This window comes from Nocardia sp. NPDC020380 (assembly GCF_044386975.1).
Taxonomy (GTDB): domain Bacteria; phylum Actinomycetota; class Actinomycetes; order Mycobacteriales; family Mycobacteriaceae; genus Nocardia.
This window is the reverse complement of the sequence record NZ_JBIRVQ010000011.1, coordinates 303061-329591: the sequence shown is the minus strand read 5'-3', so window position 1 is coordinate 329591 and position 26531 is coordinate 303061. Positions and strand designations below refer to the sequence as shown.

Genomic DNA, 26531 nt, shown 5'->3' with positions numbered 1-26531 from the left:
TCGTGAACAACGTTGCCGGACCACGGAATTCGATCACCGACGTCGCCGGCGTACTGGTGGGCCACCATCACGTGCTCGACGAGGACGCGACCCTGGGATCCGGCGCCGCCACCGGCTGCACCGTGATCCGGGTACCCGGCGGCGCCACCGCCGCCGTGGATGTGCGCGGCGGCGGGCCCGGCACTCGTGAGACCGACCTGCTCGATCCGAAAAACACTGTGCGACAGGTCAATGCCGTACTCCTCACCGGCGGCAGCGCCTACGGCCTGGCCGCCGCCGACGGCGTCATGCGCTGGCTGGAGGAACACAAGGAAGGGATCCCCATGGATCCCGCCGACGCCTCCCGCGTCGTACCCATCGTGCCGGGCGCGGTGATCTTCGATCTTCCGGTGGGGGCGTGGGACATTCGGCCCACCGCCGACTTCGGCTTCCTCGCCGCGGACGACGCCGGCCAGGACTTCGAGCGAGGCTGCGCCGGAGCGGGCGCCGGTGCGCGCGCCGGTGCCCTCAAGGGCGGAATCGGCACGGCGAGTGTGTGTTTCGGCGACGGCCCGGCGGCGGGGCTCACCATCGGCGCGCTGGTCGTCGCCAACCCGGTCGGCTCGGTGTTCGACCCGCGCACCGGATTGCCGTGGGGCACCGGCACGGACGGCCCCGATCACTTCGGGCTGCGGCCCGCCACCTCGGCGCAACTCGCCGCGGCCAATGCGCTCCCCGTGAAGGGCACGGTCCTCAACACCACCATCGGCGTCATCGCCACCGATGCCGCGCTCGACCCGTCGGCCTGCCGCCGCATCGCCACCACCGCCCACGACGGCCTGGCCCGCGCCATCCGGCCGGCCCATTCCCCGCTGGACGGCGACACCCTCTTCGTGCTCGCCACCGGCGGCGCCGAACAGCCGCCGGGCTTTCCGCTCCCGCCCGCGTTCCCGGCGGATCTGCTGGTGCTGGATCAGTTGTGCACGGCCGCCGCGGTCTGTGTCGAACGCGCCATCGTGGACGCGATCCTGTCCGCCCGCTCGGTGGCCGGGATTCCGGCCTACCGCGATCTCTTCGGCGCCTAGCTCCTTTTCGCGGCGCCCGGCCGGGTGTGATCGGCTGCACGGGGAATAGCCGCATATTCTCACCTGTTGACGACAGCGTTTCGGCCATACGGCCGGGCCGCGTCGGAGGCGGAAGGATGCGACTGTGCTGGTGATCAGGGCCGACCTGGTGGAGGCGATGGTCGCGCACGCGCGCGCCGACCACCCCGACGAGGCCTGCGGCGTCATCGCCGGTCCCGAGGGCTCCGATCGGCCGGAACGCTTCGTGCCCATGGTCAATGCGGAGCGTTCGCCCACCTTCTATCGCTTCGACTCCGGTGAGCAGCTGAAGGTGTGGCGTGCCATGGACGACGCCGACGAGGAACCGGTGGTGGTCTACCACTCGCACACCGCGACCGAGGCGTACCCGAGCCGCACCGACATCTCCTATGCCTCCGAGCCCAACGCCCACTACGTGCTGATCTCCACCCGCGATCCCGAACAGCACGACGTGCGCAGTTACCGCATCATCGACGGGCAGGTCCAGGAAGAGCCCGTCGAGATCGTCACCGCCTACGGCGCCCCGTAATCCGGGCGCCGAGTAGACAAGGAGTTCCCATCATGCCGGTCACCGTGTCCATCCCGACCATCATGCGTCCGATCACCAAGGGCGAGAAGCGTGTTCAGGCCGAGGGCGCCACCCTGGCCGCGGTCATCGACGATCTCGAGGCCAACTACACGGGCCTCAAGAAGCGGCTGCTCACCGACGGCAAGCTCAACCGCTACGTCAATATCTACATCGACGACGAGGACGTGCGTTTCACCGGCGGACTCGAGGCCGAGGTGCCGCAGAACGGCACCGTCACCATCCTCCCGGCGGTCGCCGGCGGCGCGCGCGCTGTAGATATCCACTGATCGTGGCACGCTACGAGTCGCTGATCGCGACCCTGGGCAATACGCCGCTGGTCGGGCTGCAGGCGCTGTCCCCGCAATGGGACGGCGAGAACCATGTGCGGCTGTGGGCCAAGCTCGAGGACCGCAACCCGACCGGGTCCATCAAGGACCGCCCGGCGCTGCGCATGATCGAGCAGGCCGAGGCCGACGGGCGGCTCACCCCGGGCTGCACGATTCTCGAGCCCACCAGCGGCAATACCGGGATCTCGCTGGCCATGGCCGCGAAGCTCAAGGGCTATCGGCTGGTCTGCGTGATGCCGGAGAACACCTCGATCGAACGGCGTCAGCTGCTGACCATGTTCGGTGCGCAGATCATCGACTCACCCGCGGCGGGCGGCTCCAATCAGGCCGTCGCACTGGCCAAGCGGATCGCGGCCGAGCATCCGGACTGGGTGATGCTCTACCAGTACGGGAATCCGGCGAACGCGCTCGCGCACTACGAGACCACCGGCCCGGAGATCCTGGCCGACCTGCCCGAGATCACGCACTTCGTGGCGGGCCTCGGGACCACCGGAACCCTCATGGGCACCGGTCGTTTCCTGCGGGAGAAGGTGCCCGGCATCGAGATCGTGGCCGCCGAACCGCGCTACGGCGAACTGGTCTACGGCCTGCGGAATCTCGACGAGGGTTTCGTGCCCGAGCTCTACGACGAGTCGGTGCTGACCTCCCGTTTCTCGGTGGGCCCCTACGACGCCGTGCGGCGCACCCGTGAGTTGGTCTCGGAAGAGGGCATTTTCGCGGGCATCTCCACCGGCGCGATCCTGCACGCGGCGCTGGGCGTGGCCAAGAAGGCCCAGCAGGCGGGGCTGCGCGCCGATATCGCGTTCGTGGTCGCCGACGCCGGCTGGAAGTACCTGTCCACCGGGGCATACAGCGGCACGCTCGAAGAAGCCGAAGACAAACTGGACGGCCAACTCTGGGCCTGACCTCCGTGGCCGCCTCCTTTTCCCGATCCCCGGTACGCTCGACAGCGGGGCGGGACTAGGAGGTTGTGCCATGAGCGGCGGCAGTGGCATGGGAGCGTCGTTCGATCCGGATCGGATCACGCGCTTACGCGGGCAACTGAGCCCGACGGCGAAATCCACCAGCGGTACGGCGCTGAAGCTGCTGTGGCAGCGCGCCATTGCGATCACGCTCGGCGCGACCGCGCTGCTGTACGGCGTGGAGGGCGTCGACACCGTCTCGAATCATGATCTGGACAGCGCCGGTGTGAAACCGCGCACGATGGACGGGCTCAGCGGCATCATCTTTGCCCCTGTGCTGCACGCGAATTGGGAACATCTGATCGGAAACACGCTGCCGTTCGTGGTGCTGGGGCTGCTCACGCTACTGACCGGCATCGGCCGCGGGCTGGCCGCGACGGCCATTATCTGGGTGATCGGCGGTCTGGGCGTGTGGCTGACCGCGCCGTCGAACACCGTGACCATCGGCGCATCCATCCTGATCTTCGGTTTCTTCACCTATCTGGTGTCCTACGGCTGGTTCGCCCGCAACGTGCTGCAGATCGTGGTCGGGGTGGTCGTGGGTTTGCTGTACGGCTCGATTCTGCTCGGCATACTGCCCGGCAACCCCGGAATCTCTTGGCAAGGACATCTTTTCGGGGCGGTGGGTGGCTTGATTGCCGGATGGGTACTCTCTGGGGATGAACGTCGTCATCGCCGTGGGGCCACAGCCGGCCGTCTCGCGTCATCGGGGTGACGCTGGACCCGGTCGGCGATTTGGGGGATCCCTCCTTGAGTGAGTCAGCAGCGTGGCAGCATGGGGGAATGCGCCTCACCGTCCTCGGGTGCTCGGGCAGCGTGTCCGGCCCGGATTCCCCGGCGTCGGGTTACCTGCTCACCGGCCCCGATATGACACCGACCGTCATCGATTTCGGCCCGGGCGTGCTGGGTGCGCTGCAGCGCTACCTCGACCCCGGTGAAGTGGACATCTTCCTCACCCACCTGCATGCCGACCACTGCCTGGACCTGCCCGGTCTGCTGGTCTGGCGGCGGTACCACCCCAATCCGCCGGAGGGTAAGGCCATCGTGCACGGCCCCTCCGACACCTCGCTGCGCATCGGTAATGCCTCCGCCGAGATCGGTGGCGAGACCGACGACTGGTCCGATGTCATCGACATGCGGCACTGGCAGCCGGGCAACCAGGTGGCATTCGGTCCGGGGCACACCGTCGAGGCGCGGCGCATGTTCCACCCGCCGGAGTCCTACGGCCTGCGCATCACCACCGCCACCGGCCGCACCCTGGTCTACACCGGCGACACCGCAGTCTGCGACGAGGTCTTCGAACTGGCCCGCGGCGCAGACGTTCTGCTCTCCGAGGCCTCCTGGACCCACGACCCGGCCAACCGCCCCCCGGGCATCCACCTCTCCGGCCACGAGGCCGGCCTCATCGCCGCCGAAGCCGGCGTGGGTGAACTGCTGCTCACCCACATCCCGCCCTGGACCTCGCGCGAAGACGTAATCGCCGAGGCCAAAGCCGCTTTCCCGGGCCCGGTCCACGCTGTTTCCCCCGGCGAGGTCTTCGAGATCTGACCTGGCCCGAATGTGATCTCCCACAAGCCCCGTACCTCAGGTATGGGGCTTGTGCTTTTCCGTCGTGCCTCGCGATTACTCTGTGTCGCGTGTCGAAACGAGCCGATGGCAGGGCGGATGACGAACTCCGCGAGGTAAAGATCACCCGAGGGTTCACCACGCATCCGGCGGGGTCGGTGCTGGTGGAATTCGGGGGAACCCGGGTGATGTGCACCGCCAGCGTCACCGACGGCGTCCCGCCGTGGCGGCGCGACTCCGGATTGGGCTGGCTGACCGCCGAATACGCGATGCTGCCCGCCGCCACCCACACCCGGTCCGGCCGGGAATCGGTGAAGGGCAAGGTCGGTGGCCGCACCCAGGAGATCTCCCGCCTGATCGGCCGCTCGCTGCGCGCCTGCATCGACCTGTCCACCATCGGTGAGAACACCGTCGCCATCGACTGCGATGTGCTACAGGCCGACGGCGGCACCCGCACCGCCGCCATCACCGGCGCGTACGTCGCGCTCTCCGATGCCGTCACCTATCTGGCCGCCGCCGGCCAGCTCACCGACCCGCAGCCCATCTCCTGCGCCATCGCCGCCGTGAGCGTCGGCGTGGTGGACGGCCGCGTGCGCCTGGACCTGCCCTACGAGGAGGATTCGCGCGCCGAGGTCGACATGAACGTGGTCGCCACCGATACCGGCACCCTGGTCGAGATCCAGGGCACCGGTGAGGGCGCCACCTTCCCGCGCTCCACCCTCGACAAGCTGCTGGACTCCGCCCTCGCGGGCTGCGAGCAGCTGTTCGTGGTGCAGAAGGAAGCCCTCGCGCTGCCGTACCCGGGCACCCTGCCCGAGCCGTCCGAGTCGAAGAGGAAGTAATGCGCCAGGTTCTGGTCGCCAGCCGGAATGCCAAGAAGCTCAACGAGTTGCGGCGCATCCTGGACGAGGCCGGCGTCGCGGGCATCGAGATCGTCGGCCTGAACGACGTCCCGCCCTACGACGAGGCCCCCGAAACCGGCGCCACCTTCGAGGAGAACGCCCTCGCCAAGGCCCGCGACGGTTTCGCCGCCACCGGAATGGCCTGTGTCGCAGACGATTCCGGTATCGCGGTGGACGCGCTGAACGGCATGCCCGGCGTCCTCTCCGCCCGCTGGTCCGGCACGCACGGCAATGACGAGGCCAACAACACCCTGCTGCTCGCCCAGCTCGGCGACGTCCCCGACGAGCGCCGCGGCGCCCAGTTCGTCTCGGCCTGCGCGCTGGTCGGCCCCGGCCTCGAGGTCGTGGTCCGCGGCGAATGGCCCGGCGCCATCAACCGGAAACCGGTGGGCGACGGCGGTTTCGGCTACGACCCGCTCTTCGTCCCGGAGGGCGGCGACGTCACCTCGGCCCAGCTGACTCCCGCGGAAAAGGATGCCGCCTCGCACCGTGGCCGCGCTCTCCGCCAACTCCTCCCGAGCCTGGCGGCCCTCGCGGACAACTGATTCCGAGATTGGCGGGTCGTCGAGACCGGCGGCCCGCCGGCAATGAGCGCGGGTCGCCGTACCCCTCGCCCCGAATACGTCCGTGCCCCCGCCGATTCTTCGGCGGGGGCACGTCTTGTTTGTGTATTCGCTACAGCGCGAACGCCGCGCGCACTTCGCGGGTGCGCCAGTGCTCGAACACGAACGACAGGAACGGGATCGTGCCCGCGAGGCAGGTCAGGAAGGTGGTGACCGGCTTCCAGCGCGCCTTGATGCCCAGGTCGATGGTGAAGATCAGGTAGATCATGTAGAAGATGCCGTGGATCTGGCCGATGTAGAACAGCCAGTGCGGGGCGGAGTGACTGTCGGAGATCAACAGGTACTTGTAGACCATCTCGCCGCAGAGCACGAGCAGCCAGACACCGGTGATGTAGGCGAGCGCGCGGTAGCGCGCGAGCGCGCCGCGGATCTTCTCGGGGGTGGCCGCGCCGAGGGGCCGGGGCGCCAGGGTGGCGGTCTCACCGGCGACGGGGGTTTCTGCGGAGTTGTCGCGGGTGGTCAACCGGCGCTCCTTTCGATGTTGTGGAGCCCGGCGTCACGGACCTGTTCGGCCATGTCGTGGGCGTGCAGTTCGGCCAGGTACTTGTTGTATTCGGCGAGTTCGGGATCGTCGTCCCGGGCCGCCGTGGGGCGATCGGGCAGGATGCCCGCCGGAATCTCGCGCGGCGCGACCGGTTTCGGCCGCCGCGGACGTGATTCCGCCGCCTGCTCCGGCTGCGGGTTGCTCTCCAGCTCCGCGTCCTGCTCGAGGCGCACGAATCGGAAATAGGCCCACACGAAGAATCCGGCGAACAGCGGCCACTGCAGTGCGTAGCCGAGGTTCTGGTATGTCCCGCCGCCCGATTCGAAGCGTGTCCACTGCCAATACCCCAGGGCCAGGCAGGCCACGGACGCCACGACCACGAAGACGATCAAGGCCGGACGGCGATTGGGAGCGGGCACGCCCTCCACGGTACCTCCCTACTACAGGCTGCGTAGTAGGGAGGTCGCAGATCAGAACTTGTATGTGACGCCGGTCAAACGCTCCGACTCTTCCCAGAGTCGCCGCTGCAAATCGCGGTTCTGCGAGAGCTTGGTGGAGGGCGACGCCTCGACGGGCCCCTGGCTGCCGAACCAACGGGTCGGGCCCCAGTAGGTGTTGGGGTCGGCGGCGGGGTCGGTGGCCGCGAACAGTGACGAGTAGGCGGCGTGCGCGGGGGAGTGCCCGATGAGCCGGACGAACGGCTTCGAGATCTTGTCAATGGGGGTTTCGGTCTGCGTGAACAGATCGGTCGCCGAGACGCCCGGGTGCACACCGTACGAGCGCTTGCCGGAACCCGCGGCCTCCAGCCGGTGCTGCAGTTCCCGCGCGAACATCAGGTTCGACAGCTTGGCCTGCGCGTACGCGAGATTGCGCTGGTAGCGCCGGTTCTCGTAGTTGAGGTCGTCGATCCACAGCTTGGGCGTCTGCTTGTGCGCGACGGAGGCGAGCGTGACCACCCGGTCGCGCAGCTTGTCCAGCAGCAGCCCGGTCAGCGCGTAATGCCCGAGATGGTTGACGCCCCACTGGGTTTCGAACCCGTCCGCGGTGCGCGAGAACGGCACGTTCATGATCCCGGCATTATTGATCAGCACATCGAATTCGCCCGTGCTGTCGGCGAATTCGCGTACCGAGGCCAGTGAGGCCAGGTCGAGCGCCGCGACCCGCACGTCGCCGTCGATGGCGTCGGCGATCGGCTGTGCCTTGGCGGTATTGCGGCAGGCCATGATGACGGTGGCGCCCTTGCTCGCGAGCACCTTGGTGGTCTGCTCGCCGATTCCGCCGTTGGCTCCGGTGATGACGAAGGTGCGCCCGGACTGGTCCGAGATTTCGCTGGGCTTCCATGCCATGACTGTGTGACCTCACAATTCGAGTCGTTTGTTCGACCTTACTCCAGAGTAAGTTCCAGCGGAAGGCGCAAAACTTGTGATAGTCATAAAAAAGTGATGATAATGAGTTTATGACATCCTCGGGCACCGCAGCGCCCCTGGGTCTGCGTGAACGCAAGAAGCTCCGGACCCGGCAGCACATTTCCGACATCGCCACCCGGCTCTTCCTGGCCCGCGGCTACGACAATGTGACCATCGCGGAGATCGCGGTCGCCGCCGAGGTGGCGAAGATGACCGTCACCAACTACTTCCCGCGCAAAGAAGATCTCATCCTCGATGTGCACGACGAGTTCGTCGGCAGCCTCGCCCGCACCGTCCGCGCCCGCCGGCCCGGCGAATCCGCGCTTGCCGCACTGCGCCGCGCGCAGCTCGCCGCCACCGCCGCGCGAGAGGCACTGGCCGGTTTCTCCGGCCCCGAATTCGCCCGTCTGATCTCGAGCAGCCCGGCGCTGGCGGGCCGCCTGCGCGAATTCCACGAGGAGCGCGAACAGCTGCTCGCCGCCGCCTTGGCGGAGGAAACCAGCGCTGCCGCAGGCGATTTCACGCCGCGCATCGCCGCCGCCCTGCTCGGCGGGATTCATCGCGCGCTGTTCGAGGAGACCGTGCGCCGGACCGCGCAGGGTGACAGCGACGATGCCGTCGCCGCCGCGCTCACCGGTCTGGTGACCGAGGCCTTCGACACCCTCGAGCCCGCGCTGGGCGCGTACGCGGTGGCGGCCTAGCGCCGCTGCCCCGCCGGTGCGGCGACGATTCGTTCGGTTTGCCGTGTCGTTGCTGAATAAGGGCTGGTGAGCGCCACATACTGGGCCGATGACCGGTGCCAGCGCTACCGTCGACGCCCCGCCCCCACCCTTGAGCCGAGCCCGCATCGACATCATCTTCGGCACGGTGGTGCTGGGCATGCTCATGGCGGCGCTCGACCAGACCATCGTGTCCACCGCCCTGCCCACCATCGTCGCCGACCTCGGCGGCGCGGGGCACATGGCCTGGGTGGTGACCTCGTATCTGGTGGCCGAGGCCATTGCCACCGCCCTCGCGGGCAAGTTCGGCGACCTCTTCGGGCGCAAGCTGATCTTCCAGCTCAGCGGCCTGATCTTCATCCTCGGCTCGGTCGTGGCCGGGATGGCGCACGGCATGACGCTGCTCATCTTCGCCCGCGCGGTGCAGGGCGTCGGCGCGGGCGGGCTCATGGTCACCGCCATGGCCCTCATCGCCGATGTGATCCCGTTGCGCGAACGCGGCAAGTACCAGGGCGCGCTGGGTGCGGTCTTCGGCGTCACCACCGTCATCGGCCCGACGCTGGGCGGCCTGTTCACCGACCACTTGAGCTGGCGCTGGTGCTTCTACGTGAACGTGCCGATCGCCATCGTGATGATCGCGGTGGCGGCGCGCACGATTCCGTCGGTGCGGTCCGCGCTGAAGCCGGTTGTCGACTACCTCGGCATCGCGCTGATCGCCGTCGCGGTGACCTGCCTGATTCTCGGATTGGAATGGGGCGGACAGGAATACGCGTGGGGTTCGGGGACGATCATCGGATTGTTCGCGGTCTCGGCGGTGGCGTTCGCGGCGTTCGTGGCGGTGGAGTTCCGGGTCGCGGAACCTATGCTGCCCATGCATCTGTTCCGCAGCAATGTCTTCACCGTCTGCTCCATCCTGAGCTTCATCGTCGGCTTCGCCATGCTCGGCGCGATGACCTACCTGCCGGCCTTCCTGCAATACGTGCGCGGCGTCTCGGCGACCGCCTCCGGATTGTGGACGCTGCCACTGGTGGTGGGCCTGTTCTTCACCTCGATCCTGTCCGGCACGATCGTCGGAAAGACCGGCCGGTACAAGATGTTTCCCATCATGGGCACCGCGGTGATGGCCGTGGGCCTGTTCCTCATGTCGACCATGGACGCGAGCACCAGCTTCTGGATCCAGTCGCTGTTCATGCTGGTGCTGGGCCTGGGCATCGGTCTGTCCATGCAGGTGCTGACCATCGCGGTGCAGAACAGCGTGCCCTACTCCGACCTCGGCACCGCCACCTCGGGGGTGACCTTCTTCCGCACTATCGGCAGCGCCTTCGGCACCACGATCTTCGGCACGCTGTATTCCAATCAGATCAAGCCGAATCTCTCTGCGGCACTGATGGAAGCGCGGGTGCCACCGGAGATCGCGCAGGATCCGCAGAAGCTGCACCGGCTGCCCGGCGCGCAGGCCGCGCCGATCATCAACGCCTATGCCGACTCCATCCAGTACGTCTTCCGCTGGGTGGTGCCGGTCGCGGTGCTCGGCTTCGTGGTGGCGTGGTTCCTCAAGGAGGTGCCGCTGCGCGACAGCGCTCGTGCCGAGGCCACGGATGTGGGGGAGCAGTTCGCCATGCCGGGGTCTCCGGACCGCGAGGTGCGACTGGAACGGTCGGTGGCGCGAGTACTGCGCAAGCTGCGGGACAAGGCCATTCCGGAGACCGGAGTGCTTGCCGCCGTGGGCAGTTCGCTGGGCCGGGACGAGGCGTGGGCGCTGGCGCAGGTGCGCGTCTACTCCAAGCTGCGCGGGCATGCGACGGTCGCGGATGTCGCGCGGACCAATTTCGTCCCACCGGAATTGATCGATCCGGTGTTCGCCAAGGCCGAACGCGACGGGCTGGTGCGCCGCACCGGCGATGAGCTGACGCTCACCGATCGCGGCATCCAAGAGGTCGACCGGGTGCGGGCTGCTTGGAAGCGCTGGCTCGAAACCCAGCTGGACGACTGGGATCTCAGCGATCCGGCCGATCGTGCCCTGCTGGATCAGGCCATCGACCACATCGCGACCAAGCTGCTGGACGAGTCCGACTACCTCGACGAGGCGGCCGCCCGCGCCTGAACCCCTGCGGTTCGAGCACCTCCGGCATACAACTGCCCCGCTGCGTAAAACGCAGCGGGGCAGTGTGTTTCAGTGAATTTATGACCCCGGCTATCAGCCGACCGGCGCGACAGCGGGCCGGACCGTGGCCTCCCAGTCGATGCGGAAGCGCTGTTCGTGCCCCATCATCTTCTCGACGTTCATGTGCTTGAACGCCAGCGGCATCACCATCTGCATGGCCTTGCGGGCGATGGGCCCGGCGGCCTTGGTGTTGTTGATCTTGGAGACGCGGGCCGCGATCGCATCCACCCGGGGCCGCCGCAGCGCCTCGTAGGTGGCGAAAGCCGTTGCCGGATCATCGATATCGCGCAGACAGCGCGCCAGCTCGATGGCGCTCTCGATGGCCATGGACGCGCCCTGCCCGGAGGTATTGCTGGGCGCGTGCACGGCATCGCCGGTGAGCGCGATCCGGCCCCGATACCAGTGCGGCACCGGCGGCATGATGTGCAGTGCGCCCACCACCTGCAATTGTTCGGCCGTCGTGGCGCGGGCGATCTCCTCGCCGGGGGCGTCGTCGGCATAGATGTCGCGCAGCGTGCGCAGCCACTGCTCGTTCGGTATCGAGCGCGCCGCGGTGAGCGAAAGATACTGCTCGTGCGGCAGATTCGCGCCCCAGCACATGCGCCCGTCCGGCATGGACCAGTACAGGTAGTAGGCCCGCTTGCCGAAGGCGAAGGTCATGGCGTCCGGCGGCAGATCGATCACCTGGTCGAGGTAGGCGCCGAAGCCGAGCATGCGCAGATAGGTCGGTCCGGGCGCCTTCGGATCGACGAGGGTGCGCACGGTGGAGTGGATGCCGTCCGCGCCGATGAGGACGTCCGCGGTGGCGGTGCTCCCGTCGGCGAAGACGGCGGTGACGCCGTCCGCGTGCTCCTCGATATCGACCAGCCGCCGGTTGTATTCGACGTGCACGCCGGCGGCGACGGCATTGTCGTGCAGCACCTGGTGCAGCACCGGCCGGTCGATCACCCGCAGTGGTTCGACGTTCTGCAGGGTCGGCATCTCGATGCGTTTGCCGTTGATAGACATTCCCGAGCTGGTGATGCTCGCGTTCGAGGCGGCGCGTACCGCGTCGGCGGCGCCGATGATCTCGAGGGCGGCGGTGCCGTTGGGGGCGAGCGCGAGATTGGCGCCGATGCCGTAGGCGGGGCCCGGATAGGCCTCGAAGACGGTGACGTCGATGCCGGCGCGGTGGAGTGCGGTGGCGGTCACGGGACCGGAGATGCCACCGCCGATGACGATGGCGGATCGAATGGACATGGGTTCTCTCCCTGAGTGTTCGAGCAAGTGCCGATACCCCGAACCCGCGCGCGTGCGGAGAACCCAGTTATCCTGTAGTTGCCAAACTCGGTGCCGAGTTCGCCTGTACGGGCGCGGTTCGAGACGGTGTGTTCCGGGCTTCGGTGGCTGTGTTGCAGCACTTCCGCCGGGGCCCGGTCCGTTGTCGTGGTCAGTCTGGCCGCTACTGCGGCCGGTCCGTCCCCCCTTCCATCAATGCGGTGATCTGCTCGGGCATATTGCCTCGATGCCAGTCCCGCCAGCTCTGCAGATCCGGGAAGGTGCCCTCGGTCAAGGACGCGTGCAGGCCGCGCGCCCACGCGACCTCGGCCTGCAGCATGGCCAGTTCGTAGTCCTGTTCGACCAGGAACAGGTGCGGCAATGTGCCTGCCAGCGCGGCCAGTTCGGCCCGGATGCCCTCGATGGTCTTGTCCAGCCGCGTGATTCGCTGCGCGAGGAGTTCGGCCACCTCGTCCGGCGGCAGCACCATGATGATCGAGAGGCCGGCCATGAAACGGCGTTGCTCGGGTTCCGGGCTGGACAGCAATTCCCTTGTCCAGTCGTTCATTTCGTCCCGGCCGGATTCGGTGATCCGGTAGATGGTGCGTTCCGGGCGGGCGCCGTCGCGTTCGCTGCCGGCGACCTCGACGTAGCCGTGCTTGGCCAGGTTGTCGACGACCGTGTACAGCGAGCCCCATTTGACGCCCATGTCGTGGTCCTTGCCCCAGGAGCGCATCCGGGCGGCGATCTCGTAGCGATGTGCGGGCCCGGCGGCCAGGGTGGACAGCACGGCCAGGGCCATCAGATTCGACACCTTGCGCTTGCGCGGCATGAGCACCTCCTACTCGTAGACGAATATACGTCTACGAGTAATCGGGCACAAGGGCGCCGGGCACGCGGGAAACGGCCGTCAGGCCCGTGGGAACCGCCCGCGCAGGTAGTCGGCGGTGGTCTCGTCCGCGGGCAGGAACGCCTCCAGATGCAGTTCCGACAGCGTGATGTCGGTGGCCGTGGCGAACGAGGTCAGGGTGGTGATCAGCCGCAGCTCACACCCCTCGGCCCGGAGCCGGAGCGGGACGGCGAAACCCAGATGATGCGGGCCGGGCTCCACCGGCGGCAGGTAACCGTCCAGCTCGGCGATGAAGGCGTCCAGCTCCGGATCGGGGCTGCGGCCCGCGCGATTACGCAGGCTCCCGGTGATGTGCCGGCCCCACTCCGGCAGGTTCGCGACCCGCCGCGCCGTCCCTTCCGGGTGCAGGGCCAGCCGCAGCACGTTCACGGGCGGTGCCAGCAACTCGGGCGCACAGTCCTCGGTGAGCAGTTCGAACGCGGCATTGGCGGCCACCATGATGCCGTATTTGCGGGTCACCACCGCCGGATACGGGAGATGGCCCTGCAGCACGACCTCGAGGGCCTGCCGTACCGGGCCGAGTTCCGGTGCGTCCAAGGCGGATTCGGGAAACACGGGCGCGTAGCCCGCGGACAGCAGCAGCCTGTTGCGTTCGCGCAGTGACAATCCCAGCGATTCCGCCAGCCGCACCACCATGGTCCGCCCCGGATGCGAACGCCCCTGCTCCAGGAAGCTCAGGTACCGCTGGCTGGTCTCCGTCGCGATGGCCAGGTCCAGCTGGCTGATCCGGCGGAGCGTGCGCCACTGCCGCAACTCGCGCCCGAAGGGGCTCGCATCGGTCACCGCCGTCATGGTCGTCATCCTCCCACTGTGCGAGGGCCGGCGCGGTCCGGCCATTCCCTGCGGGGAATCGCGGACCCGCTGCCCGCCGACCAGACTCGATCCCATGAGTGCTGGACAGGAGCGGAACATGAACGGGCAGAACGAGAACGGCATCGCCTACCACCTGGAGCCGCTGCGCGGATTCGACGGGCTGACCACCCGTGTACAGGAGTTTCCGCAGGCCGGACCGCATCAGGTGGTGGTGCGGGTGCGAGCGGCATCGATCGAACGGCGTGACCTCATGCTGATGGACGGCACCTATCCGGTGCAGGCGCGGCCGGGTGTGGTGCCGCTGGTGTCCGGGGTCGGCGAGGTCGTCGCGGTCGGCGCGGACGTGGATCGGGCCCGGATCGGCGAGCGGGTGCTGAGCACCTACTTCGTCGACTGGATCGACGGGCAGCAGACGAAGGCCCTGTCCTCGCAGCAGTACGGCGCGACCCACGACGGCTGGCTGGCCACCTATGTGGTGCTGGAGGAGGACTCGGTGCTGCCGGTGCCCGCGCGTCTCACCGATGCCGAGGCCAGCACGCTCACCTGCGCGGGCCTGGTGGCCTGGGCCGGGCTGACCAAACCGGTACCGGTGGGCGCCGGCGACACCGTGCTGACCGTCGGCACCGGGCCGGTGGGCCTGTTCGCGGTGCAGTACGCGAAAATGCTGGGCGCACGGGTCATTTCGATCACCTCCTCGCAGGAGAAGGGGGAGCGGCTGCGCAAGCTGGGCGCGGACGAGGTGATCGACCGCACCGAGGTCCCGGACTGGGAGCATGCCGTGCTCGACCTCACCGGCGGTGACGGGGCGCAGCTGGTGGTGGATGCCGTCGGCCCGCTGACCCTGCCGAAATCCCTTGCCTCCGTGGCCTACAACGGTCAGGTGTCGCTGATCGGCGCGATGCGCGCACCGGGCGGGCAGCCGGCGGGTGATCCGCTGGGCGGCAAGTACGCGGCGCTGCGCCGTGCGGCGGTGGGCAGCCGCACGGATTTCGAGGCCATGAACCGCGCCATCGCCGAGCATCGCCTGCGGCCGGTGGTCGACCGGGTGTTCCCGTTCGAGGAGGCGGTGGCGGCATTCCGTCACTTCGACGAGCGGGACCCGTTCGGCAAGGTCGTGATAGCGATCTCGTAGCAATCGTCACAAATAGATACTCACCTGGAACCTTTCCCTTATCGAACCTCCGTTCTGGTTTGCAGCAAATCTGTGTAGCGTGCCCTGAAGGATGAGCTTTTCGGATCGTCAGGATGCGTTGCCGCGAATCGAAGGAGTTCCCCCGGTGGTACCCGGTGCAGTGCGGGAAGACACGGCGGTGCGCGAGCACCCCGCGGTGACGGCCGAGGAGGGCACGCCCGGGCTGATCACGCCGGGCGAGATGTCGGCGCGGGTGCTGGTGGTGCTGCTCGTACTGTCCTTCGGGCTGGTGTTCGCGCTGACCGCGGGACATCTGCGGGACGGTTTCAGCTGGGGGAACGAGCCTTCGAAGGCCCCGGCCCCCAGCACCCAGCAGCCCGTGAACGCCGCGTCCTCGCCGGCCGCGCCGCCACCCCCGCCCGCGGCCCCGGTGGCGCCGCCACCCCCGCCGCCCGCGCCCGCACCGCAGACCCAGGACTATGTGCCGTCGCAGGTCGACGTGCAGCCCGACACCCAGGCGCCCGCGGCTCCCGTCCCGCCGCCGCCCCCGCCCGCGCCACCCATTCCGGACATTCTGGCGCCGATCCTGCCGTGGCTGATGCCACCCCCACCACCGCCTCCGCCACCGGCCCCGTAGCGGGCCGCCGGCTCGGAATCCGAAGGAGGACAGCGATGCTCGGCAATGTCGACCAGATGAACCTGCACGATGACGGTGACGCCGACGGCGATATCAGCCCGCGCAGTCTCGGGGTGGTGGCCGCCGTCGCGGCCGGGCTGGCGCTGGCCGTCGCGGGCGGCATGTTCCTCACCAGCACCGGAACGCACTGCGTCGCGGACAAATCCGTGGTGAACGTGGTGCATCCCCGCTACGACAAACCGGATGTGCCCCAGGCGGTTCCAGCACCGGCGAACCAGGCACCACCCGGCCCCGCCTCCGCCCCGGCCGTGATCACACCCGCCCCACCGCATCCCGTGGACATACAGGTGCTGATCGACCCGAATCCGGTTGCCCCGCAGGTCTATCCGCCGGCCGCAGCGCCCGTACCACCCCCACCGCCGCCCGCCCCGGTGGCGGACACGCAGGACCAGTCCGGCCCGCCGGGCGACCAACCGCCCGCCGACGGCTAGCGCGGCGCAGTGCGCGAACGTCGCCGCTACAGCCCGGAAACGCCTGCGAGCTGGCCGATTCCGTAGGTGATGGCCATGGCCAGCGCGCCACCGATGACCACGCGCAGCACCGCTCGCCCCGGCCTGCTGCCGCCGAGGCGCGCGCTGAGGGTGCCGGTGATGGCGAGCGCCACCAGCACCGCGGCGAAGGTGACGGGGATCCGCCAGCTCACCGGCGGCAGCAGAATGGCGATCAGGGGGAGCAGTGCGCCGAGGGTGAAGGAGACCGCGGAGGAGAGGGCGGCTTCCCAGGGATTGGTGAGATCCTTCGGGTTCAAACCCAATTCGGCCTCGGCGTGGGCGGCGAAGGCATCGTGGGCGGTGAGTTCCTCGGCGACCTGGCGGGCGGTGGCGGCGGAAAGGCCCTTGCCGCGGTAGATCTGGGTGAGTTCCTCGAGCTCGTACTCGGGTTGCTCGGCCAGTTCCCGTTTCTCCTTGTGCAGCAAGGCCCGTTCGCTGTCGCGCTGGGTGCTGACGGAGACGTACTCGCCGACGGCCATGGAGATGGCGCCGGCGGCGAGCCCGGCGATGCCCGCGGTGAGGATGGGGTCGGTCTCGGTGGTGGCGGCTGCCACGCCGACCACCAGTCCGGCGGTGGACACGATGCCGTCATTCGCGCCGAGCACGCCGGCGCGCAGCCAGTTCAGCCGGGAGGCGAGGCTTTCGTCGTGCGGTTCGTGCGGATGCGGCCCACTGCCGGGGGCGCCGACTCCGGTCGTCTCGTCCACTCGCGCAGCCTATGCCAGGCCGGGACGACGCCTGGGTATGCCTCGCCCGGTACTCATGTGCACGCCTCGCCGGACGAGGCTTGGCTCTCGTTATGCGGTGGATGCGGATGGTTTGCTGGAAATATGAGGGGCATGGTCCGCTTCTGCACGCGCTATTGGTCGGTCATCGTTCCCTTGCTCGCAGCCCTGGTCCTGGCCGCCTCCTGGGGCCGTCATCTGGGCCCGGTCCTGGTGACGATCGTGACATTGGCGCTGGTGGGAGCGGTATTGGCCGCGGTGCATCACGCGGAGACGGTGGCCCACCGGGTGGGTGAGCCGTTCGGATCGCTGATCCTGGCGGTCGCGGTGACGATCATCGAAGTGGGCCTGATCGTGACCCTGATGATCTCCAGCGGGGAGAAGGCGGCCTCGCTCGCGCGGGACACCGTCTTCGCCGCGGTCATGATCACCTGCAATGGCATCTTCGGGCTGTCGCTGCTGGTGGGAGCATTGCGCCGCCGGGTGGCGGTCTTCAATGCGGAGGGTACGGGCGCGGCGCTGGCCACGGTGGCGACGCTGGCGACCTTCACCATGGTGTTGCCGACGTTCACCACGAGTGAGCCCGGCCCGGTGTTCTCGGGCGCGCAGCTGGCCTTCGCGGCGGTCGCCTCGCTGGTGCTCTACGGCGTGTTCGTGATGGTCCAGACGGTCCGGCATCCGGACGACTTCCTGCCGGTGGAGGCCACCGCCGGGCTCGGTGGCGCGGCCGGGATCGCCGGCGGTATCGCCGGGGCGGACGACGACGAGCACGACGAGCCGCCGACCGCGCGGCAGGCGCTGATCAGCCTGGGTTTGCTGCTGGTCGCGCTGGTGGGTGTGGTCGGCTTGGCGAAGACGGTGTCACCCTCCATCGAATCCGGTATCGCCGCGGCCGGATTGCCGCAGTCGGCGGTCGGTGTGGTGATCGCGTTGCTGGTGCTGCTCCCGGAAACCATTGCGGCCGTGCGGTCCGCGCGCCGGGATCGGGTGCAGATCAGCCTGAATCTGGCGCTGGGTTCGGCGATGGCGAGTATCGGCCTGACCATTCCGGCGATCGCGCTGGCGTCGATCTGGATCAAGGGTCCGCTGGAGCTGGGTCTGGGGTCGAATCAGATTGTGCTGCTGGCCTTGACCGTGGTGGTCGGCGCGCTGACCGTGGTGCCGGGCCGGGCGACGCTGCTGCAGGGCTGCGTGCATCTGGTGTTGTTCTCGGGCTTCGTGTTCCTGGCGGTCAGTCCGTGAGTCAGGAGTTCCAGCCGTAGATCTGGCCGTCGCGGAGTTCGTAGCTCTCCGCGGGTTTCGTGCCGCCGCGGGCGGAGAGCAGGTGCATGACCTGGACGCGGCCGCGGGTGGTGACGCCGTCCTCGGTCCAGTGCACGTACGGGTGCACGAGTTTCGCGAATTCCGTCCAGTCGCCGGCCTCGATCGCGCGCAGGACTGCCGAAACGGTGTCATCCACAAGGTCAGTGAACACGTTCACGCAAGGGCTGCGCGAGGGTTCGGCCGAATCTATGGATAGCTCCCAGTTCACTCGCGGCGCGTTTTGGTATGGCCGAACCCGGCCGAACCCCCTTGTTGACGGTTCGCCAAACATGTGCCGGAGATCATATTGATAGCCGATCCGCTCTAATAACACGTTACAGAACCGCAGGTCACATGGCTGAAAATGCCACCGACCGGGGCCTGGAGTGTATGTACTGGAAGGTAACTTAGAGGCCCGGATCACAGCAGAATCGGATTTGTTGTAACCCTGCGTAACCATTAGCTTTGAGGGCAGGCAGTGTTGCCGATCACGGAGAAGAAATTTGATGCTCGACACCACGCGCCGATTCCGGCCACGCGAAGAAGCGGTACTCAGATGACCCGGACCCTCCCGAAGAGTTCGGCGATGCGCATCGTGCGCGACAACTTCTCCGATACCGCGGTGTCCTCGCTGCGCACCTTCGGCCGCGCCGTCGGTATTGCCGAGGAAGCCGTATTCGGCACCTTCACCGATATCGTGCGCCGCGAATTCCAGTGGAAGGAAGCCATTCTCCAGGCCTGGCGGCTCATCACCGTGACCGCGATCCCGGCCGTGCTCATGGCGATTCCGTTCGGCGTGATCGTCTCGGTGCAGGTCGGAAATCTCATTCACACCCTGGGCGCGGACTCGCTGCTCGGCGCGACCGGTGGCCTGGGCGTCATCAAACAGGGCGCACCGCTGGCCACCGGCTTCCTGCTGGGCGGCGCGGGCGCGGCGGCACTGGCCGCCGATCTGGGCGCGCGCACCATCCGCGACGAGATCGACGCGCTGCACACCATGGGCATCAGCCCGATCCACCGGCTGGTGATCCCGCGCATGGTGGCCATGATCTTCGTGGCCCCGCTGCTGAACGTGCTCATCATCTTCGTGGGCGTGCTGGCCGGCTACGCGGTCGCCATCGGCGGCCAGGGCGTGACGCCGGGCAGCTACTGGTCCACGTTCGGATCCTTCACCACCACCGCCGATGTGTGGGTGTCGCTGGTGAAGGCCGTCATCTTCGGCTTCATCGTGGTGATCATCGCCTGCCAGCGCGGGCTGGAGGCGAAGGGCGGCCCGCGCGGTGTCGCCGACGCCGTGAACGCCGCGGTGGTGCTGTCGGTGGTGTCGATCGTGGTGGTCAATCTGGTCGCCACGCAGATCACCGCCATGTTCCTGCCCACGAGGCTGGCCTGATGTCGGCCACCTATGTGCCCAGGGGACTGGGCTGGGCGGCGCGTTTCTACAAGCGCCGCGGCCTGATCCTGCGCCGGGTGGAGAACCTGGGCTTCGTGCTCGCCTTCGTCTGGCAGGTGCTGTCGTCGATTCCGTTGACGCTCAAGCGCTATCGCGACGAGACCATGCGCGCCATCACCAACATGACGTGGGGCCGCGGGTCCATCATCGTCGGCGGCGGCACGGTGCCGATGATGATCGTGCTGGGTCTGGTCATGGGCGCCTCGGTGGCGGTGGAATCCTTCGAGACCCTCGACATGCTGGGCATGGGCCCGGTGACCGGTCTGGTGTCGGCGTACGCGACCACGCGGGAGCTCGCGCCGATCGCGGCGGCCATCGGTTTCGCCGCGCAGGCGGGCTGCCGCATGACCGCGGAGATCGGCGCCATGCGCATCTCCGAGGAGATCGACGCCATCGAATCCCTGGGCCTGCGTTCGGTGCCCTTCGTGGTGACCACCCGCGTGCTGGCGGGTGCGGTGGCCATCGTGCCGACCTTCCTGATCGCGCTGATCCTCTCGTACGCGGCCTGCCGCGGGCTGATCACGCTGGTGGACGGGGCCTCGGCGGGCGTGTACGACCACTACTTCTTCCAGTTCGTCTCCGGCTTCGACGTGATCGCGGCGGTGGTGAAGGTGGCCGTGTTCGCGGTAGTGGTGATCCTGATCCACTGCTACTACGGCTTTTTCGCGACCGGCGGCCCGGAGGGTGTGGGCATCGCCTCGGGCAAGGCGGTGCGGGCCAGTTCGGTCGCGATCATCGCCATCGACATGGTGCTGTCGCTGGGCCTGTGGGGCTTCAATTCGGCGATTACGTTCACGGGGTAGGGGATGCCGAGTTACGGAATGCCCGGTGTGGCCGTCGATCGCAAGCGGGCGATGACGGTCGGTACGGTCGCGCTGGCCCTGGTGGTGGCGGTGCTGGCGGCATGGTGTGTGTACCACTCGGTGAAAACCGAGGACGGCATGGCGATTTCGCTGCGCACCGAGCAGATCGGTGACGGCGTACTGGTCGGCACCGATGTGCGCGCCAATGGCGTGGTGGTCGGCAAGGTCACCGACATCACGCCGGATCAGCACGGCACACAGCGCATTTCGATGCGCCTCGACGATTCCCGGCTGTTCGGGCTGGACGACAGCCTGCAGGTGGATTACGCGCCCGCGAACCTCTTCGGCATCAGCGAGGTCGAGCTGCGTAAGGGCGCCGGCGGCTCGCCGCTGCGGGCGGGCACGGTCATCGACCTGACCGGCGGCCGCGCCAAGGATGTCTACGACGCCACCATGGGTTCCATCCTGCGCAGCATGTCGCAGGTGGGCGGATCGGTGCTGACGCCGCAGATGGCCTCGGTCATCGCGCAGGCCGCGGCCGACACCCAGGCGCTGACGCCGCTGGCGCAGGCCCTGATCACGGCGCAGCGGACCATCACGAACAACCAGAAGATGCCGATGTCGGAGCTGATGGGCAATCTCGGCCCGGCCTTCGACGGCGGCGGCCAGTTCGCCGGCGCGACCGTGCAGGTGGTGGATCTGCTGCGCAGTATCCAACGGCTGCAGACGAACCGCGAAGCCTATGACCGCGGCGTCGCCATCGTGACCGGGCAGCTGCTGCCCGCGCTCTCGAACACGCTGGGCCAGGCCGGAACTCAGCTGTCCGGCACCACCGACATGCTGGTGCCGGTGCTGACCGCGCTGGCGCAGATGGTGCCCGCGCCGCAGCAGTCCGGGGCGGAACTGCGACTGCTGTTGCAGCGCTTGACCTCCGCCATGCCGGACAACGGGCAGGGGCCGGTGCTGAACGTGCAGGTCGACCTGAAGGGTGTGCCGGCCATCGCGGTGCCGCTGCTGGGAGGTGCGCGATGACAGTCAAGGGCGCCGCATGGCGGCTGGTGTTGTTCGCGGGCGTCATCGTGGTGGTGCTCATGCTGGTGTTCACCGCGATCCAGCGGCCGGTGTCGGGTTCCACCGAGACGCACGACGCGCTGTTCACCGATGCCAACGGCCTGAAGGTCGGCGACGATGTGCGGTTGTACGGCGTGCAGGTCGGCAAGGTGAAGAGCATCAACCTGGAGGGTGACAAGGCGCGGGTGCAGTTGTCGGTCAAGACCGATGCGCCCGTCTACGACAACTCCAAGCTGGCCATCCGCTACCAGAACCTGACCGGTCAGCGGTACATCGATCTGCAGCAGCAGCCGCAGCCGGGTAAGCGGCTGCCGGGCGGCGCGCGCATCGGAATCGACCACACCGTGCCGTCTTTCGATGTGACGCAGCTGTTCAACGGGCTGAAGCCGGTGCTGCAGACCATTTCCCCGGAGGCCATCAATCAATTCAGCGCCAGCATGGTGGCGCTGATCGAGGGTGACGGCAGCGGTGTCGGCCCGGCCATGGACGCCATCGGGAAACTCGCGTCGTACGTGGACGATCGGCAGCAGGTCATCTGGACGCTGATCCACAATATGTCCGATCTCTCGGACCGGCTGGGCGGGCGCGTGCACTATCTGGTGCCGCTGCTGGCGCAGCTGTCCAACATCTTCGAGGCGCTGGAGCAGAACATCGGCGGCCTGGCGCAGTTCGCGGTGACCGCGCCGTCGGTGCTGGGGCCGATCGACAATCTGCTGCGCACACTGGGCATCAACAGCGGCGATGACGTGGATGCGCTGATCCGCAAGCTCTTCCCGGACGCGAAGGAAGCGGTGGACACGTTCAGCCGCCTGCCCGCGGTGCTGGGTGCGGCCGATGCGGCGCTGCCCGCGGGCCCGTCGGGCTGGAAGCCGGTGTGCAGCAAGGGCAATGCGGACCTGCCCGCCGTGGTGCGGGTGCTGGTGTCGGGACAGCAGGTGGCGATATGCAACGGATGAGACTGCCTCGCTTCTTGACTCGTGACCACCGGGTGGTCGACGCGCCGACCGCGCAACGGCGGGAGCTCAAGCTCGGCATCATCGGCGCGGTGCTGGTGATCGCGGGCCTGCTGGCCGCCGGCGCGCTGTACGTGCTGCCGCTCGGCAAGCACACCTACACCGCGGAACTCTCCGAGGCGCAGTCGGTGAAGACCGGCGACGATGTGCGCATCGCGGGCATCTCGGTGGGCAAGGTGAAGTCCCTGGACCTGAAGCCGGACAAGGTCGTCATGCGCTTCACCGTGAATTCCAATGTGTTCCTGGGTGATCAGACCTCCCTGGACATCCGCATGCTGACCATCGTCGGCGGCCACTATGTGGCGGTGTTCCCCGCGGGTACGAAACCGCTGGGCGGCAAGGCGATTCCGGCCGATCACGTGCGCCTGCCCTACAGCCTGGTGGAGACCTTCCAGGACGCGACCACCCCGCTGTCGAAGCTGGACGGGTCCACGCTGAACAAGAACCTGGCGGCGCTGGGCAATTCGATCGACGGTGCCCCGGACAGCCTGCGCACCACATTGCAGACGGTGAGCAACTACGTGGACGCGCTGGACCGGCAGCGCAGCCAGGTGTCGAACGCCGTCGCGGTGGCCGACGAGTACGTGACCATGTACGACGGCGCGAAGAAGGATCTCGGCCGGCTCATGGACAATGCCAATCTGCTGGTGACCGTCCTCGACGACAAACACACCGAGATGGCCGAGGCCGTCCGCCTGCTCAGCGATGTGCTGGGCCGCCTCGACGGCGCGACCCCCACCTGGGACGACCTGAAACCCAAGCTGAACGACGCGCTCACCCAGCTGGAGCAGCTGGGCGCCAAGCTCACGCCGACCATCACGGCCGCACAGGACCTGCAGAAGAAGCTGTCGGACCTGGTGATCCCGGACGGCGGCGTCACCATCGACCAGTCGCAGCAGACGGTCACCGTGCCGCAGGTGTGCATTCCGGTGCCGGGGAAGGACTGCTGATGCTGAAGCGGATGCTCGGATCGCAGGCGTTCATGTCGGTCGCCGGTGCGGTGCTGGTGTGCGTACTGGCCGTGGTCGGCTACTTCCTCTGGTTCGATCCGATGAAGAAGACCGAATCCTATTGCGCGATCATGCCGGACGCGGTCGGCCTGTACGCGGGCAACAAGGTGACCATGCGCGGCATCCCGGTGGGCACGGTGGATTCCGTCGACTCCGACGGCACCAAGGTCAAGGTCAAGTTCACGGTGGACGCCAAGTACCCGGTGTACGCGGACGCCGAGGCCACCACGGTAGCGGATTCCATTGTGGCGGACCGCAATCTGGCCGTGCTGAACAGCGGCAAGAACCTGGCGCACTGGGATCCCGCGCAGTGCATCACCAAGACCCTGACCCCCAAGAGCATCACCGAGACGCTGACCGCGCTGGCCAGCCTGTCCGCGCAGCTGCAGCAGGCGCAGGCGCCGGATGCCCTGCGGCACGGGCTGTCCGCGCTCGATGCGGCCACCACCGACACCGGCCCGCAGATCAACGCGATCGTGCAGAAGCTGGGTACCGCGCTCGCGCAGCCGGATGCCGATATCGGCCATCTGGCGGGCATCTTCGACGCCTTCGCGTCGGTCGGCGAGAAGGTGGAGCAGCACTGGGGTGACCTGCGTTCCATGCTGTTGCGGCTGGCGCCCGCGCTGAACAATGCCAGTACCGAATTGATCGGTCCCGGTGCGGAATTGATCGACCGGCTCGGGCAGGCGCTGCCCATGCTCAACGATCTGGTGACCATCGCCGGTGATCCGATCATGCGGGCCCTGGACGACACGCTGCCGCTGGTGCGGCTGCTGCGCGCCAATGTCGGCTCGCTGTCGGAGATCATGCTGAAGCTGCCGGCGCTCACCAATGCCGCCGCTTCCATGCTGGGCAACGGCATCTCCTACGGTTCCCCGCGCGCCGCGCTGCCCGCGCCGCAGGCGCAGCAGGTGTGCGATGCGCTCAATGCGGCCACGGCCGGCACCTGCACCGATGCCGGCAACGGCATGGTGAACGTGCCCCTGGTCCCGCTGGTGCTCGGAATGGCAGGTGCGCGATGAGAATTCGACGTTGGGGCGCCGCCGTGCTGGCGGCCGGACTGCTGGCCGGGATCAGCGGCTGCGCCTTCGATCCGTCCTCCGTGCCCGTGCCGGGCACCACCGTGTCGGGTCCGACCTACAAAATCCACATCGAGTTCGCGAACGTCCTGAACCTGCCCGCGAAGGCGAAGGTCATCGCGAACGGCGCGCAGGTCGGCACGGTTGCCGGTGTGCGCGTGGTGGATTCGGCGCATTCCGGCGGCAAGGGCGGCTTTGTCGTCGTCGACGCCGATATCTCGTCCAAGGTGCAGCTGCCCACCGCCACGGTCGCCGAACTGCGGCAGAACACCGTGCTCGGTGACATCCACCTGGCGCTCACCACGCCGCCGGGCGGGTTCGATGCACTGCTGAAGGACGGCGGCACCATTCCGCAGCAGCAGACGCATCCGCCGGTGCAGCTGGAGGACACCATGGCCGCGCTGGCCGCCTTCACGCAGGGCGGCGCGGTGAATCAGCTGCAGGACATCATCAATCGCTTCAATGCCGTGCTGCCGCAGGATCCGGAGGAGACCAAGCGGCTGTCGCAGAACGCGGCCGGGAACGCGGTCGATCTGGCCGCCAACCTGGACAAGGTCGACAGCCTGCTCAACGGTCTCGGCGTGAACGCTCAGGTGCTGCACGATCGCGCGGACTTCCTGGATCACCAGCTGAGCCAGGAGTCGGTGGACACCATGGTCGGCGTCACCAACTCCATCAAGGGCGTGACGCAGATCTTCGCCGTGCTCGGGCAGCTCGGGCAGTCGCTGGTGTGGCTGGCCCCGCTGGCGCAGGCGGGCGACGCAGCGACGGAAGCCTTTGTTCCGCTGGCGCTTTCGGGCAAGCCGCTGGATCTTTCGGTGCCGTCGAATCTGTCCGCCCTGGTTTCGCTGTTGCGGGACAAGCTGATTCCGTTCGTGGAGCAGGGCCCGAAGGTGAATATCACCGGCGTCAGCGTGAATTCGGTGCCCCGGGACGATCAGGTGACGAACATCCTCTCCAGCCTGCGCATGATCGGAGCGGTGCGATGAAGGTGAGTTCCCTCGCCTCGCTGGGCGGTATCGCGGCGGTCACCGTGCTGGGTGCGAGTTATCTGACTTTCGGTGTGGTGAAGGCTGATCCGTTCGCCGAGTACACGAATGCCTCCATGATGCTGGCGGATTCCGGTGGCCTGAGCGTGGGTTCGCCCATCCTGCTCACGGGCATGAAGGTCGGCAAGGTGACCTCGGTGGACGGCACCGCGCAGGGCGTGCAGGTCGGGTTCCGCATCGACGCCGACCGCAAGCTGCCCGTGGACAGCGCCGTCACCATCGAGCAGCTGTCCGCGCTGGGCGAGCCCTACGTGGAATTCCGCCCCAAGACCGGCGGCGCGCCGTACCTGAAGGACGGCCAGCGCCTGGACACCTCCGCGGTGAAGTCGCCGCTGTCCATTCCCGAGGTGTCGCGGCTGGTCAACAAGGTCATGAACCAGCTCGACCCGAAGGTGGCGGCCTCGCTGGCCAGCACCCTGGGCACGGCCTTCCACGACACGGATTCGGCCATGCCGTCGCTCACCCGGGCCGGTGATCTGCTGGCCGCGGCCATCTCGAGTCGCGAGCCCAAGATTGCGCAGCTACTCAACAGCTTCCAGGTCGCGGCCTCGAACATGGACGGCATCGGCGCGGCGACGGCCGCGGCCGCACCGGCATTCGTGCAGTTCGAGCAGTCGTTGGAGGAGCTCATCAATGCGGTCGGTAGACTCGTGGACCGAGCACCCGGCCCGCAGGTCTACGTCGAGGGCAACGGGCTGGCTCCCTTCCTGGCGAAGCTGACCGACTGGTTGCAGCAGGCCGGACCCGAATTGAAGACCCTGGCCCCCCAGCTGCAGCCGCTCGCCGACGCGGTCAGCACCACCGGGCCGCAGATCAACCTCAGCAGCTTGATCTCGCAGGCGCTCGCGAGCACCGATGACGGTGCCGTGCGCCTGCAGGTCACCGTGAAATAGGAAACCGAGA

The 26531-nt window shown here is 67.9% G+C and carries 30 protein-coding genes; 22 read left to right on the top strand and 8 right to left on the bottom strand.

Going from position 1 to position 26531, the window contains the following annotated elements:
- The first annotated feature begins 2 nt into the window (after nt 1-2).
- From ACH438_RS30625 to ACH438_RS30590, 8 genes are all read left to right on the top strand, one after another.
- Nucleotides 3-1064 (top strand): P1 family peptidase, encoded by a 1062-nt coding sequence (locus ACH438_RS30625; RefSeq protein ID WP_397011448.1) that lies wholly within the window; start codon nt 3-5, stop codon nt 1062-1064.
- 124 nt (nt 1065-1188) lie between these two features.
- Nucleotides 1189-1611, top strand: a complete 423-nt coding sequence (locus ACH438_RS30620; RefSeq protein ID WP_397011446.1) for a Mov34/MPN/PAD-1 family protein — start codon at nt 1189-1191, stop codon at nt 1609-1611.
- A 32-nt stretch (nt 1612-1643) separates the two neighbouring features.
- Nucleotides 1644-1937: a MoaD/ThiS family protein gene (locus tag ACH438_RS30615; RefSeq protein WP_397011443.1), complete on the top strand. Its 294-nt coding sequence runs from the start codon at nt 1644-1646 to the stop codon at nt 1935-1937.
- 2 nt (nt 1938-1939) lie between these two features.
- The gene (locus ACH438_RS30610) at nt 1940-2902 is read left to right on the top strand and encodes a PLP-dependent cysteine synthase family protein (RefSeq protein ID WP_397011441.1); all 963 of its coding nucleotides are present in this window, start codon (nt 1940-1942) and stop codon (nt 2900-2902) included.
- 70 nt (nt 2903-2972) lie between these two features.
- Nucleotides 2973-3674, top strand: coding sequence for a rhomboid family intramembrane serine protease (locus ACH438_RS30605; protein ID WP_397011439.1), 702 nt, complete (start codon nt 2973-2975; stop codon nt 3672-3674).
- A 68-nt stretch (nt 3675-3742) separates the two neighbouring features.
- Nucleotides 3743-4507 carry a cyclic nucleotide-degrading phosphodiesterase gene (locus ACH438_RS30600; protein ID WP_397011437.1) on the top strand — a complete coding sequence of 255 codons (765 nt, stop codon included), beginning with the start codon at nt 3743-3745 and terminating at the stop codon, nt 4505-4507.
- Nucleotides 4508-4596: 89 nt separating this feature from the next.
- Nucleotides 4597-5367, top strand: a complete 771-nt coding sequence (gene rph, locus ACH438_RS30595; protein WP_397011435.1) for a ribonuclease PH — start codon at nt 4597-4599, stop codon at nt 5365-5367.
- A complete protein-coding gene (locus tag ACH438_RS30590) occupies nt 5367-5972 on the top strand; it encodes a non-canonical purine NTP pyrophosphatase (RefSeq protein ID WP_397011433.1) in 606 nt (201 codons plus the stop codon). Before rph ends, ACH438_RS30590 begins: the two co-directional genes overlap by 1 nt.
- A 130-nt stretch (nt 5973-6102) precedes the next feature.
- Here ACH438_RS30590 and ACH438_RS30585 read toward each other — a convergent pair whose 3' ends face one another.
- From ACH438_RS30585 to ACH438_RS30575, 3 genes are read right to left on the bottom strand one after another with little or no spacing between them, the layout of a single operon-like run.
- Entirely contained in the window at nt 6103-6513 is a 411-nt protein-coding gene (locus ACH438_RS30585; RefSeq protein ID WP_397011431.1) for a DUF3817 domain-containing protein, read from the bottom strand.
- Nucleotides 6510-6953: a transcriptional regulator gene (locus tag ACH438_RS30580; RefSeq protein ID WP_397011429.1), complete on the bottom strand. Its 444-nt coding sequence runs from the start codon at nt 6951-6953 to the stop codon at nt 6510-6512. The genes ACH438_RS30585 and ACH438_RS30580 overlap by 4 nt, the downstream gene beginning before the upstream one ends.
- A gap of 51 nt (nt 6954-7004) precedes the next feature.
- Nucleotides 7005-7880, bottom strand: coding sequence for an oxidoreductase (locus ACH438_RS30575; RefSeq protein ID WP_397011427.1), 876 nt, complete (start codon nt 7878-7880; stop codon nt 7005-7007).
- Between the two features lie 110 nt (nt 7881-7990).
- Between ACH438_RS30575 and ACH438_RS30570 the strand changes: the two genes are divergently transcribed.
- A complete protein-coding gene (locus tag ACH438_RS30570) occupies nt 7991-8641 on the top strand; it encodes a TetR/AcrR family transcriptional regulator (protein ID WP_397011425.1) in 651 nt (216 codons plus the stop codon).
- An 88-nt stretch (nt 8642-8729) separates the two neighbouring features.
- Nucleotides 8730-10763 carry a DHA2 family efflux MFS transporter permease subunit gene (locus ACH438_RS30565; RefSeq protein ID WP_397011423.1) on the top strand — a complete coding sequence of 678 codons (2034 nt, stop codon included), beginning with the start codon at nt 8730-8732 and terminating at the stop codon, nt 10761-10763.
- A 93-nt stretch (nt 10764-10856) separates the two neighbouring features.
- On the opposite strand, the gene ACH438_RS30560 is transcribed toward ACH438_RS30565, so the two are convergent.
- The 3 genes from ACH438_RS30560 to ACH438_RS30550 all read right to left on the bottom strand — a co-directional run bounded on the left by ACH438_RS30560 (nt 10857) and on the right by ACH438_RS30550 (nt 13791).
- Nucleotides 10857-12062: an FAD-dependent monooxygenase gene (locus tag ACH438_RS30560; RefSeq protein WP_397011421.1), complete on the bottom strand. Its 1206-nt coding sequence runs from the start codon at nt 12060-12062 to the stop codon at nt 10857-10859.
- A 202-nt stretch (nt 12063-12264) separates the two neighbouring features.
- Nucleotides 12265-12912: a PadR family transcriptional regulator gene (locus ACH438_RS30555; protein ID WP_397011419.1), complete on the bottom strand. Its 648-nt coding sequence runs from the start codon at nt 12910-12912 to the stop codon at nt 12265-12267.
- A gap of 78 nt (nt 12913-12990) precedes the next feature.
- A complete protein-coding gene (locus ACH438_RS30550) occupies nt 12991-13791 on the bottom strand; it encodes a helix-turn-helix domain-containing protein (RefSeq protein WP_397011417.1) in 801 nt (266 codons plus the stop codon).
- An 85-nt stretch (nt 13792-13876) separates the two neighbouring features.
- Here ACH438_RS30550 and ACH438_RS30545 point away from each other — a divergent pair, with 85 nt between their 5' ends.
- The 3 genes from ACH438_RS30545 to ACH438_RS30535 all read left to right on the top strand — a co-directional run bounded on the left by ACH438_RS30545 (nt 13877) and on the right by ACH438_RS30535 (nt 16063).
- Nucleotides 13877-14935 carry an NAD(P)-dependent alcohol dehydrogenase gene (locus tag ACH438_RS30545; protein WP_397011415.1) on the top strand — a complete coding sequence of 353 codons (1059 nt, stop codon included), beginning with the start codon at nt 13877-13879 and terminating at the stop codon, nt 14933-14935.
- 145 nt (nt 14936-15080) lie between these two features.
- Nucleotides 15081-15572, top strand: a complete 492-nt coding sequence (locus tag ACH438_RS30540; protein WP_397011413.1) for a hypothetical protein — start codon at nt 15081-15083, stop codon at nt 15570-15572.
- Nucleotides 15573-15607: 35 nt separating this feature from the next.
- Nucleotides 15608-16063 (top strand): hypothetical protein, encoded by a 456-nt coding sequence (locus ACH438_RS30535; RefSeq protein ID WP_397011411.1) that lies wholly within the window; start codon nt 15608-15610, stop codon nt 16061-16063.
- A 26-nt stretch (nt 16064-16089) separates the two neighbouring features.
- Here ACH438_RS30535 and ACH438_RS30530 read toward each other — a convergent pair whose 3' ends face one another.
- On the bottom strand, nt 16090-16830 hold the full coding sequence (locus tag ACH438_RS30530; RefSeq protein WP_397011409.1) for a VIT family protein: 741 nt from the start codon (nt 16828-16830) through the stop codon (nt 16090-16092).
- A 123-nt stretch (nt 16831-16953) separates the two neighbouring features.
- Between ACH438_RS30530 and ACH438_RS30525 the strand changes: the two genes are divergently transcribed.
- Entirely contained in the window at nt 16954-18090 is a 1137-nt protein-coding gene (locus tag ACH438_RS30525) for a calcium:proton antiporter (RefSeq protein ID WP_397011407.1), read from the top strand.
- Nucleotide 18091: 1 nt separating this feature from the next.
- Here the strand turns inward: ACH438_RS30525 and ACH438_RS30520 are convergent, their stop codons facing one another.
- On the bottom strand, nt 18092-18307 hold the full coding sequence (locus tag ACH438_RS30520; protein ID WP_397011405.1) for a nuclear transport factor 2 family protein: 216 nt from the start codon (nt 18305-18307) through the stop codon (nt 18092-18094).
- Between the two features lie 399 nt (nt 18308-18706).
- Between ACH438_RS30520 and ACH438_RS30515 the strand changes: the two genes are divergently transcribed.
- Genes ACH438_RS30515 through ACH438_RS30480 form a run of 8 tightly spaced genes read left to right on the top strand, consistent with a single transcriptional unit; the run spans nt 18707 to nt 26521 of the window.
- Nucleotides 18707-19543 (top strand): MlaE family ABC transporter permease, encoded by an 837-nt coding sequence (locus ACH438_RS30515; protein ID WP_397011403.1) that lies wholly within the window; start codon nt 18707-18709, stop codon nt 19541-19543.
- Complete coding sequence (locus tag ACH438_RS30510) at nt 19543-20406, top strand: ABC transporter permease (RefSeq protein ID WP_397011401.1); 864 nt, start codon at nt 19543-19545, stop codon at nt 20404-20406. The genes ACH438_RS30515 and ACH438_RS30510 overlap by 1 nt, the downstream gene beginning before the upstream one ends.
- A 3-nt stretch (nt 20407-20409) precedes the next feature.
- The gene (locus ACH438_RS30505; protein ID WP_397011399.1) at nt 20410-21438 is read left to right on the top strand and encodes an MlaD family protein; all 1029 of its coding nucleotides are present in this window, start codon (nt 20410-20412) and stop codon (nt 21436-21438) included.
- Nucleotides 21435-22433 (top strand): MlaD family protein, encoded by a 999-nt coding sequence (locus ACH438_RS30500; RefSeq protein ID WP_397011397.1) that lies wholly within the window; start codon nt 21435-21437, stop codon nt 22431-22433. The genes ACH438_RS30505 and ACH438_RS30500 overlap by 4 nt, the downstream gene beginning before the upstream one ends.
- Nucleotides 22434-22447: 14 nt before the next feature.
- Nucleotides 22448-23440 (top strand): MlaD family protein, encoded by a 993-nt coding sequence (locus tag ACH438_RS30495; protein ID WP_397011395.1) that lies wholly within the window; start codon nt 22448-22450, stop codon nt 23438-23440.
- Complete coding sequence (locus ACH438_RS30490) at nt 23440-24522, top strand: MlaD family protein (RefSeq protein ID WP_397011393.1); 1083 nt, start codon at nt 23440-23442, stop codon at nt 24520-24522. Before ACH438_RS30495 ends, ACH438_RS30490 begins: the two co-directional genes overlap by 1 nt.
- Nucleotides 24519-25568 (top strand): MlaD family protein, encoded by a 1050-nt coding sequence (locus ACH438_RS30485; protein WP_397011391.1) that lies wholly within the window; start codon nt 24519-24521, stop codon nt 25566-25568. Before ACH438_RS30490 ends, ACH438_RS30485 begins: the two co-directional genes overlap by 4 nt.
- A complete protein-coding gene (locus ACH438_RS30480) occupies nt 25565-26521 on the top strand; it encodes an MlaD family protein (RefSeq protein ID WP_397011389.1) in 957 nt (318 codons plus the stop codon). Before ACH438_RS30485 ends, ACH438_RS30480 begins: the two co-directional genes overlap by 4 nt.
- Nucleotides 26522-26531: the final 10 nt, after the last annotated feature.

Excerpts from the sequence above, each read along its gene's own strand:
- ACH438_RS30615 (WP_397011443.1), top strand. The coding sequence starts at position 1,644 with ATGCCGGTCACCGTGTCCATCCCGACCATCATGCGTCCGATCACCAAG.
- ACH438_RS30605 (WP_397011439.1), top strand. The coding sequence starts at position 2,973 with ATGAGCGGCGGCAGTGGCATGGGAGCGTCGTTCGATCCGGATCGGATC.
- ACH438_RS30600 (WP_397011437.1), top strand. The coding sequence starts at position 3,743 with ATGCGCCTCACCGTCCTCGGGTGCTCGGGCAGCGTGTCCGGCCCGGAT.
- ACH438_RS30590 (WP_397011433.1), top strand. The coding sequence starts at position 5,367 with ATGCGCCAGGTTCTGGTCGCCAGCCGGAATGCCAAGAAGCTCAACGAG.
- ACH438_RS30575 (WP_397011427.1), bottom strand. The coding sequence starts at position 7,880 with ATGGCATGGAAGCCCAGCGAAATCTCGGACCAGTCCGGGCGCACCTTC.
- ACH438_RS30570 (WP_397011425.1), top strand. The coding sequence starts at position 7,991 with ATGACATCCTCGGGCACCGCAGCGCCCCTGGGTCTGCGTGAACGCAAG.
- ACH438_RS30565 (WP_397011423.1), top strand. The coding sequence starts at position 8,730 with ATGACCGGTGCCAGCGCTACCGTCGACGCCCCGCCCCCACCCTTGAGC.
- ACH438_RS30560 (WP_397011421.1), bottom strand. The coding sequence starts at position 12,062 with ATGTCCATTCGATCCGCCATCGTCATCGGCGGTGGCATCTCCGGTCCC.
- ACH438_RS30555 (WP_397011419.1), bottom strand. The coding sequence starts at position 12,912 with ATGCCGCGCAAGCGCAAGGTGTCGAATCTGATGGCCCTGGCCGTGCTG.
- ACH438_RS30550 (WP_397011417.1), bottom strand. The coding sequence starts at position 13,791 with ATGACGACCATGACGGCGGTGACCGATGCGAGCCCCTTCGGGCGCGAG.
- ACH438_RS30545 (WP_397011415.1), top strand. The coding sequence starts at position 13,877 with ATGAGTGCTGGACAGGAGCGGAACATGAACGGGCAGAACGAGAACGGC.
- ACH438_RS30535 (WP_397011411.1), top strand. The coding sequence starts at position 15,608 with ATGCTCGGCAATGTCGACCAGATGAACCTGCACGATGACGGTGACGCC.
- ACH438_RS30525 (WP_397011407.1), top strand. The coding sequence starts at position 16,954 with ATGAGGGGCATGGTCCGCTTCTGCACGCGCTATTGGTCGGTCATCGTT.
- ACH438_RS30515 (WP_397011403.1), top strand. The coding sequence starts at position 18,707 with ATGACCCGGACCCTCCCGAAGAGTTCGGCGATGCGCATCGTGCGCGAC.
- ACH438_RS30510 (WP_397011401.1), top strand. The coding sequence starts at position 19,543 with ATGTCGGCCACCTATGTGCCCAGGGGACTGGGCTGGGCGGCGCGTTTC.
- ACH438_RS30505 (WP_397011399.1), top strand. The coding sequence starts at position 20,410 with ATGCCGAGTTACGGAATGCCCGGTGTGGCCGTCGATCGCAAGCGGGCG.
- ACH438_RS30500 (WP_397011397.1), top strand. The coding sequence starts at position 21,435 with ATGACAGTCAAGGGCGCCGCATGGCGGCTGGTGTTGTTCGCGGGCGTC.
- ACH438_RS30490 (WP_397011393.1), top strand. The coding sequence starts at position 23,440 with ATGCTGAAGCGGATGCTCGGATCGCAGGCGTTCATGTCGGTCGCCGGT.
- ACH438_RS30485 (WP_397011391.1), top strand. The coding sequence starts at position 24,519 with ATGAGAATTCGACGTTGGGGCGCCGCCGTGCTGGCGGCCGGACTGCTG.
- ACH438_RS30480 (WP_397011389.1), top strand. The coding sequence starts at position 25,565 with ATGAAGGTGAGTTCCCTCGCCTCGCTGGGCGGTATCGCGGCGGTCACC.